This is a genomic window from Phytopseudomonas flavescens (genome assembly GCF_900100535.1).
GTDB lineage: Bacteria > Pseudomonadota > Gammaproteobacteria > Pseudomonadales > Pseudomonadaceae > Aquipseudomonas > Aquipseudomonas flavescens.
In genome coordinates, this window is record NZ_FNDG01000039.1 from 1 (window position 1) to 9460 (window position 9460).

At 67.4% G+C, this 9460-nt stretch carries 1 protein-coding gene; it reads right to left on the bottom strand.

Going from position 1 to position 9460, the window contains the following annotated elements; translation table 11 throughout:
* Positions 1-9460 (bottom strand): two-partner secretion domain-containing protein (locus tag BLR94_RS26770; RefSeq protein ID WP_090423779.1); only part of this gene is annotated, 9460 nt, incomplete at both ends.

Here is a 9460-nt window from a genome sequence, read left to right on the forward strand (position 1 = left end):
CTGCGCCTGATCGGGGTCGTAACCGAGCAGGTCGAGCATGTAGTCGGAGCTGAGGAAGCGGTTCAGTTCGGTCAGCGCCGGGTTGGTTTCGATCAGGTACTTGTGCGGTTGTACCAGCGGGCTGACCGCCAAGCCCTGGGCGCGGGGGGGCTGCTCGGCCTCGCCAGCCTGGCTGCCCGCCGGGGCGATGGTCACCTCGGTGGAGGACAGGGCATCGATGGCGGCACGGTCAACGGTTTCACGCGGCCCGCTGCTCACCTCCGTGTCGTCCAGCAGCACATCGGTCGAGGAACCACCGGCAATGGTCGAACCGACCAGCCCGGGCGCCACCTGGATGAGCGGCTGGTCACCGAGCTGGATGACACTGGACTGGCCGGGCAGGCCGGCCTGTTCACGCTCGCTGGTCTGCAGCTGTGCGGCGCCGACCTGCAGCCCGCCCGGCTGGTCGATCTGCACGGCCGTTGCCTCGGCGCCACCGCCAGCGCTTTGCCGCTGCATCTGCTCGAGGGTGGTGCTGGCCAGCGACCACTGCTGGCCGGAGGCGGCTTCGCGCACCTGGCTGCCGCTGCCGCTCTGGCCGCTGAGGCGGAACAGCCCGTTCTGCCCACTGGGCAGGCTGAACCCCGGCAGGGTCAGCGGGTTGACCTGCTGCTGGGCGAGGTCGGGAGGGAGTTGGGCGTTGAGGCTGATCGAGACAAACGGGGCAGAGTCGATGTCAGTCGATCCACTGCGGTTTCCGCTGATGGCATGCGTCGAGGCTGGGCGCGTTACGCCGTTGCCGATGCTTTGCGTGGCGCTGATGGCGATATCGCCGCCCGCCTGGATGATACCGGCATAACGTTGATCACCGCTGCTCAGAACCTTGCGGCTACCGTAGCTGTGAAGTTCTTGCTCGAAATCACCGTCGCTGATGATGCGAGCAATGGCGCCCGCAATCTCATCCACACGTTGAGGATCGTATCCGTCACTCTCATGCCAATACTGTTGAGTGAATGAGCGTGCATTGTTCTGGTGACGGACAATGTATTTGCCATCCATCCGCACGAGCCGGAACATTCTCGTGGTTTCGATTTCACCTTCCTCGACTCCACTGTTATCCAGTTGGCCAAGGTCACCGAAAAGGTCGCCGCCAGCGCTGATCAGGCTGCTGCTGTTCGTCAGTACATCGCCTTCGATGCGCAGGTCGCCACCCGCTACGATCTGGGACATGGCACTGGCAGCACTGACCTGCAACCGGTCACGCTGCGTGATTTCGAACCAGGAGCTGCGTTTGCCACTGCAATCGACGCCTGGCTGGACACAGAAACGTTCGTCGATGCGAGCACTGTAGATGCCGGACTCGACAAGCAGGTGATCACGCTTGTTGTCGAGGATGCCGACCTGCAGTGTCATATTGCCGAGCGCTTCCAGCGTCGCGGACAGGTTTTCCAGATGACTGGCCTGCTGGCCTGCGGCATCCCTGGCCAGGAACAGGTCACCCAGGCTGTAGACATCCGCATAGCGGTTGCTGAAGGTATCGACGTACAGCGCCATATCGGCGCCACTGAACAGCAGGCCATCCTCGTTGACCAGGCTGGGCGTGGTCAGGGTCAGGCGCCCGGCACTGCCCAGGGTGCCCTGGTTGCTCAGGCTGGCGGCGCTGAGGATCAGCTCGGCGGCTGCGGTGAGACGGCCCTGGTTGAGCAGTGCCCCGCCCAGCGCGAAGGTGGCCGAACCACCGGCGGTGATGCTGGCCAGGTTCGGCAGGGTCAGGCTGGCAGCCTTGAAGTCGAGGTCGCCGAGACTGCTCAGGCGGCCATCGCCGCTGTAGCTACCGCTTAGGTCGAGGCTGAGGTTGCCGTCGCTGGCGATCAGGCCGTGGTTGACCCAGGTGCCGCCCTTGCCGCTGAAGGAGTGGGTGGCCAGCAGTTGCCCGCTGGCGGTCTGCTCGAAGCTGCCGACCTCGAGGGTCAGGTGCCCGGCCTGGAGGATGCTGTCGTTGCTCCAGCTATCGGCCTTGAGGGTCAGCCCACCCTGGGTGACGAAGCGGCCGCCCGCTCCGGCGACCTGTGCCAGGGCGACACCGAACTCGCCAGCGCCGGCGTGCATCAGTTGACCGTCCTGGTTGGCCAGGCTGCCTAGGCTCAGGGTCAGGTCGTGGCTGGCGGTTTCCAGGGTGCCGCCCCGGTTGTCCAACAGCCCGCCCAGGGCGAAGAAGGTGCTGCCGCCGGTACCGAAGGCGCGCAACTGGCCGCCCTGGTTGTTCAGGTTCGCGCCCCGAACCCGCAGGCCGCCACGGCTTTCGACGATACCCTGCTGGTTGCTCAGGACAGCGCTGGCGCTGTGTTCCAGGGTGATGTCGGCCGCCCCCACCTTGCCACCACGGTTGTCCAGGTCGCCGCCACTCAGCAACAGATCGCCCTGGGCGTAGAACACACCGCCCTGGTTATCGAAGGCGCCGGCCTGTAGCGTGGCCGCGCCGCCCAAGGCGTGGATGCGTCCGGCCGTGTTGTCGAGGTTGCCAGCGGCCAGCAGGTCGAGGCGCTGGCCCTGGATCAGGCCGCCCTGCCCGCTGGCGCCGTTGCGCAGCCAGCCGTCCAGGCGGGTGCGCACCCAGCCTTCCAGGCTGGCGAGGGTACCCTGGCGGTTGTCGAGGCTGGCGGCGCTGAGTTCGACAGCGCCCGCGCGGCTCTGCAGGGTGCCGCCGAGGTTGAGCACATCGCCGCGACTGTCGAGGGTCAGGTCGCTCTGCCCCTGGATGGCGCCGGCACTGTTGTCCAGGCGAGCGCTGACAAGGATGACGCCGGCGTCGCGGCTGTAGATCAGGCCGTCGCCATGGTTGTCGATGGCACCGCTGGCGTCGACCTCGAGAGCGCCGTTGGCGGCCAGGGTGCCCTTGTCACTGTTGTCGAAGCTGGCGACGCCGAGGGTCGCGCTTCCCTGGCTGGCCAGGGTACCGCCCTGGTTGTTCAGCACATCGGCGTCGATGCGCAGCGGCCCGCCACTGGCCAGTTGCCCGGCCGCGTTGTCCAGCGTGCCGTCGACGGCGAGACGGGTAGCGCCGCTGGCGCTGATGCGGCCACCGGCATTGTCCAGCTCGGTGCCGGAGAACGTCAGATCCTGGAGGGCCAGCAGCAGCCCCGCCGTATTGCTCAGGCGCCCGGCGTCGATGACCAGGGCCTGAGCGGCGTCGATCTGCCCGCCGCGATTGTCCAGATCCTGGGCGCTCCGCAGGTGCTGACCGGCGCCGCTTGAGAGGATACCCCGGTCGCTGTTGTCCAGGCTGGCAGCGGCGACGTCGAGGCGGCCACCGGCCACCAGGGCGCCTTCGCCGCTGTTGAGCAGCGCGCCGGCGAGCTGTACGTCAAGGTCGCCATCGCGGCTGGAAAGGGTGCCGAGCTGGCGGTTGTCGAGGTCGGTGCCGGTCAGCCGCAGGCCCTGCCAGCCGGAAAGCAGACCACTACGATTGTCGCCGTTGCCCAGCGCGAGGCGCAGCCAGTCGCGGCTGATCAGGCGTCCGCCACGGTTGTCCAGGCTGGCGGCGGCCAGGGCCAGTATGCCGAAGCTGGAAATCTCGCCGCCACGGTTGTCGAGATCGCGCAGGTTGCTGAGGGTCAGCGGGCCGTTGCTGGCGATCAGGCCTTGCTGGTTATCCAGCTCGCCCTGGCGCAGGTCGAGGGTCAGGGCGCTTGCACCGATCAAGGTCCCTTGCTGCTGGGTCAGGCGGCCAAGGGTCAGCGCCAGGTCGCCTTTGGCCGAGACTTCACCACCGCGGCTGGAATCGAGTGAAGCGGCGTCCAGCGTCAAGGTACCCTGGCTGTTGATAAGGCCCGCGTCGCGATTGTCCACGGCGCCGCTGACGGTCAGCCCCATGGCGTTGCCGGCCAACAGGGTACCGCCGGCGTTGCCCAGCGCAGCGCTGTCGATGAGCAGGTCGCCGCCGCCCTGGATCAGGCCCTTACCGGCATTGTCCAGGGTACCGCTGAGGCCGATGTCGAGGTCGCTGCGGGCGAACAGGCTGCCGCCCCCATTGGCCAGGCTACCGGCACGCAGATCGATGCCTTGGGCGCTGATCAAGCCGGCGAGGTTGTCGAGCACACCCTGGATACGCAGGCTCAGGTTCCGTTCGGACAACAGTCGGCCCTGGGTGTTGTCCAGGCTTTGCGCGGCCAGGACGAAGCCTTGGCTGCTGGACATTTCGCCTTGCCGATTGCTCACCGCGCCGAGGTTGTTCAACAGCAGTTGGCCGGGGGCATGCAACAGGCCACCGTCGTTGTTCAGGGCGCCGCCGTTGAGGTCGAGAGCGAGGCGGCTCTGGCTGAACAGTTCGCCATCCTGCTGCTGCAAACCCGTAAGGCTGGCCACCAAGGCACCGCTGCTGGCGATACGGCCCTGGGCGTTATCAACCTGACCCGCTTGCAGATCGAGTGTGGCGCCGCCGCTCAGGCGGCCCTGAGTATTGTCGAAAGCACCGGTGACCAGCTCCAGCGCCTGGACGGCGGACATCCGCCCGAGATGGTTGTCCAGCCCGGCACTGCGCAGGATCAGGCCGGCATCGGTGAGAACCTGCCCGCGCTGATTGCTCAATACACCCTGGCTGGTGATGTGCAGGGCGCCGGCACTGGAAAGGCCGCCCTGGGTGTTGTCGATCCGGGCGGCGTTGACTTCCAGGACGCCTTCGCTGCTGAGCAGGCCCTTGGCATTGAGCAGTTGGCCATCGTGGGCGGGGTTGCCGGCGCGGGCGGTGAGCGCGATCAGCAGAGCCGTGTCGCTGGCGACAGTGCCACCAGCATTGTCCAGGTGGGCGCCCGTCAGGCGGAGCCCGTCCTTGCCATAGACATGGCCCAGGTTGCGGTTGAGCAAGCGGCCGGCGGTGAGGTTCAGGTGTGCCGCCAGCAAGCGACCGCCGTCGCTGTTGTCCAGCGTCGTGGAGAGCAGGGTCGCACCGGCGCGGCTGGAGATTTCCCCCGCGCGGTTGTCGACCTCGTCCACGGTCAGCTTCAGTTGGGCATTGGCGGCGATCAGGCCATGCTGGTTGTCCAGGCGCTCGCCGGTGAGCTGCAGAGCGCCTTCGGCGAGCAGTTCGCCGTCCACTTGGGTCAACTGACCAATCTCGGCAACCAGGTCGCCCTGGCTGGCGATCTGTCCGCCACTGTTATCGAGCCCAGCGGCCCGTAGATCCAGCCGCGCGCCACTGAGCAGGGAGCCACCACGGTTGACCACTGCGCCGCTCACCTCGAGACCCAGAGCGGCCTGGCTACGCAGCAACCCGTCAGCGCTGTTGTCCAGCGCGGCGGCGGCGAGATAGACCTGACGACCCGCCAGGCTGCCGCCACGGTTGTCCAGGCTGCCGTCGAGCGTGACGCTCAGGTCCTGTTCGCTGATGAGCTTGCCGGCGGCATTGTCCAGGCTTGTCGCCGCCAGACTGAAGCCGCTGCGGCTGGAGATTTCCCCGCCACGGTTGCTCACCGCGCCGAGGTTGTTCAACGACAGCGCGCCCGGGGCGTTGATGAAGCCGCCGTCGTTGTTCAGGGCACCGCCTTGCAGGTCAAGAGCGAGGCTGCTCTGGCTGAACAGTTCGCCATCCTGCTGGGCCAGGCTGCTGGCACGCAGTACCAGCGGCCCGGACGCTGCGATGCGGCCGCGCGCATTGCTCAACTGCCCCGCCTGCAGATGCAGCGCGGCACCGCCGCTCAGGCGACCGTCGCTGTTATCGAAGGCGCCGGTAGCGAGCTTCAGTACGCCAGCGGCGGAGATCAGGCCGCTACGGTTGTCCAGCCCGGTACTGCGCAACAGCAGGCCGGCATCGCTGAGGACGCGCCCAGCCTGGTTGAGCACCTGACCCTGGCTGGTCAGTTGCAGGGTGCCCGCAGTGGAGAGACTGCCCCGGGTATTGTCGAGCCCTTCGACGCTGAGCGTCAGGCTGCCTTCGCTGCCGAGCTGCCCGCCGTTGTTGAGCAGGCGACCATCGAGGGCGGCGTTGCCAGCCTGGGCTGCCAGTTCGATCAGCAGCGCCTGATCGCTGATCGCGCTGCCGCCGCCATTGTCCAGCCGAGCCCCCGTCAGGCGGGCCTCTTCCCTGCCGTAAATCAGGCCCTGGTTGCGATTGAGCAGGCGCTCGCTGGTGATATTCAGGTGCGCGGCCAGCAGTTGCCCGCCGTCGCTGTTGTCGAGGCGACGACTTTCCAGGCTGGCCCTGGCCTGGCTGGAGATTTCCCCGCCACGGTTGTCGATATCGGCGACGTCGACAAGCAACTCACCATTGGCGGCCAGCAGGCCGTCACGGTTGTCCAGGGTCTGCCCGGTGAGATGCAGCGTGCCTTCGGCCAGCAGTTCGCCTGCGGTCTGGTTCAGGCTGCCGACGTCGGCGATCAGGTCGCCGCGGCTGGAGACACGGCCGGCGCCGTTCTCCAGGCGGGCGGCGGCGAGATCCAGGCCGTTGGCGCTGACCAGCCCGACCAGGTTGGACAGGGTCCCCTGAACACGCAGGGTCAGTTTTTTAGCGGACAGCAGCTTGCCGCCGTCGTTGTCCAGGCTGCCCGCCGCCAGGGTAAAGCCTTCGCTGCTGGAAATTTCGCCGCCACGGTTGCGCACGGCGCCAAGATTGCTCAGCAGCAGGACCCCGGAAGTGTTGAGCAAGCCGGCGTCGTTGTTCAGCGCGCCACCGCCCAGATCCAGGCTCAGGCTGTGCTGGCTGAACAGTTCGCCGCCTTGCTGGTCGAGCCCCGTGGCCCTCAGGACCAGCGGACCGGTAGCGGCGATACGGCCATGGCCATTGCTCACCTGCTCGGCGACGAGGTCGAGGCGATCCAGAGCGATGAGCTTGCCCTGGGTATTGTCCAGCACGCCGCTGCTGACAGTCGTCGCACCCTGGCCTTCGATCCGCCCCTGGCGGTTGTCCAGGCTGGCGGTGCCGAGGCTCAGGCGGCCTTCACTGGACACCAGCCCCGCGTCATTGACCAGGCGACCGTCGCGCTCGAGGTCACCGGCACGGGCGGTCAGTTCGAGGGTCAGGCGCTTGTCGCTGGCCAGGGTGCCGGCGGTGTTATCCAGGTGGGCGCCTTGCACCTGTGTTTCATCCCGGCCATAGATCAGGCCCTGGTTGCGGTTGAACAGACGTTCGGCGGTCAACGTCAGATGCGCGGCCAGCAGTTGGCCGTGGTCGCTGTTGTCCAGGCGGCTCGTGTCGAGGGTCGCCTTGGCCTGGCTGGAGATTTCCCCGCCACGGTTGTCGATCTCGCCAACCCTCAGGGTCAGGCCGCCGTTGGCGGCCAGCAGGCCGCTGCGATTGTCCAGTATCTCGCCGGTGACACGCAGTGCGCCTTCGGCCAGCAGTTCGCCGGCAACCTGATTCAGGCTGCCGACCTCGGCGACCAGGTCGCCACGGCTGGATACGCGCCCAGCGGCGTTTTCCAGCCGGGCCGCGCTCAGATCCAGGCCATTGGCGCGAACCAGCCCGGTCTGGTTGTCGAGCAGGCTCTGGATGCGCAGGGCCAGGTTTTGCTCCGAAAGCACCCGCCCAGCCTGGTTGTCCAGGGTGCTCGCGGCCAGGGTGAAGCCCTGGCGACTGGAAATCTCCCCGTCGCGATTGCTCAGCGTGCCGAGGTTGTTCAATACCAGTGCGCCCGGGGCGTTGAGCAGGCCGCCGTCGTTATTCAAGGTACCGCCGTGCAGATCCAGGCTCAGGCTGCCCTGGCTGGCTAACACACCGCCCTGCTGATCCAGGCCGCTGGCGCTCAACAGCAGTGATTGCGTGGCCAGGATGCGGCCGTCGCGGTTGGCGACCTGCCCCGCCAGGAGATCCAGCGTGGTGCCCGCCGAGATCAGGCCTTCGCCATTGTCCAGCCCGGAGCTGCGCAACTGCACGAGGCTATCGCCGAGCAGGCGGCCGTCCCGGTTGTCCAGGCTACCCAGGGCGTTGACCGTCAGCGCAGCGGCGCTGGACAACTCGCCCTGACGATTGTCGAGGCGCCCGGCGCTGACACTCAGCGCACCCTCGCTGCCGAGCAGGCCGCCAGCGTTGAGCAGACGGCCATCGAGCTCGCTTTGCCCGGCCCGGCTGACGAGTTCGACGCGCAGGTCTCCGCCACTGGTCAGTGCTGCGTCGCTGTTGTCCAGCCACGCACCGCGCACCAGTACGCTGCCCTCGCCATGGATCAGCCCCTGGTTGCGGTTGGACAGGCGTTCGGCGGTCAACGCCAGATGCGCGCCCAGCAGTTGGCCGTGGTCGCCGTTGTCCAGGAAGGTCGTGTCGAGGGTCACCCCCGACTGGCCGGAGAGGCGGCCGCCCCGGTTGTCGATGCCATCGGTGGCAAGGCTCAGAGCGCCGTTGGCGGCGATCCGGCCGGAGCGGTTGTCCAGGTTCTCGCCGGCCAGCGCCAGGGTCGTTTCGGCGAGCAGCTTGCCGTGCTGGTTGTCCAGATCGGCGACAGCCAGTTGAACGCTCTGCCGGCTGGAGATTTCGCCACCACCGTTATTCAGCTGGCCTACATTGTCGAGACGCAGTGCCTTTTCGGCATTGACCAGCCCCCCCCGGTTGTCCAGGTGGCCGCCAGCGAGATCAATATTCAGCCGGCCCCCGCTGCTGAGCACCCCGGCCTGCTGGGCCAGTTGCGTAGCACGGATCTCCAGCCCCTCGCCGGCACTGACCCGCCCTTGCGCATTGTCGATTTTCTCGCTGACCAGGTCGACGCGCCCGTCGGCGACGATGCGACCCTGCTGGTTGTTCAACTGGCCGGCCTCGACCCGCGTATCGCCCTCGGCCAACAATTGACCGTCACGGTTGTCGAGCGCGCCTTTGGCATCGATGTCCACGTCACGACTGGCGACTACGCTACCGGCATTGCGCACCTGCTGGCCGGCAAGTTCGACACTGCCGGCCTTGTTGCGGCTATTGTCGGCATTGACCCCGGCTTCGACATGCCCCCGAGTCTCGAGGGTCGCCCCGCTGCTCAACGCGACTCGATCCCGAGCGGCCAGGCTGCCGTGGTTCGCCAGATTGCCCTGGGCCCGAACATCGAGCTGGGTTCCGGCGTACACCTGGCCCTGGGTTTCCACCTGCGCGGCCTGGACGGCGATCTGCCCGCTGGCCGCGGCATTGGCGACAGTCAGCTGGCCATTGGCACCGATGCGGATATCCCCGGCGCTGGCCGCCAGGTCGCCCGCCAGCTTCACCCCCACCCCCGCCTCGGTCCCCACCAGGCGAATCGCCCCCGCGTACATGCCGCCCAGCGCCGAACTGTCGATGGCCACCTGCGGCTTGTCGCGGCCGTCGTCGGCCTTGGCCGTGGCCTCCAGCGTCTCGGCGTCCACCGCGTTGCGCCCGGCCACCACGCTCAGGCGATTGGCGTGGATCTCGGCATTGATCTGGGCGCTGCGGGTGATCAGCTCGAACTGGTCGACATTGCTGGCGTTCAGGCCGGCACCCTCGACGACGATATCGCCGCCGTCGACGTCGAAGCCGCTCAGGCGGCCGTCCTCG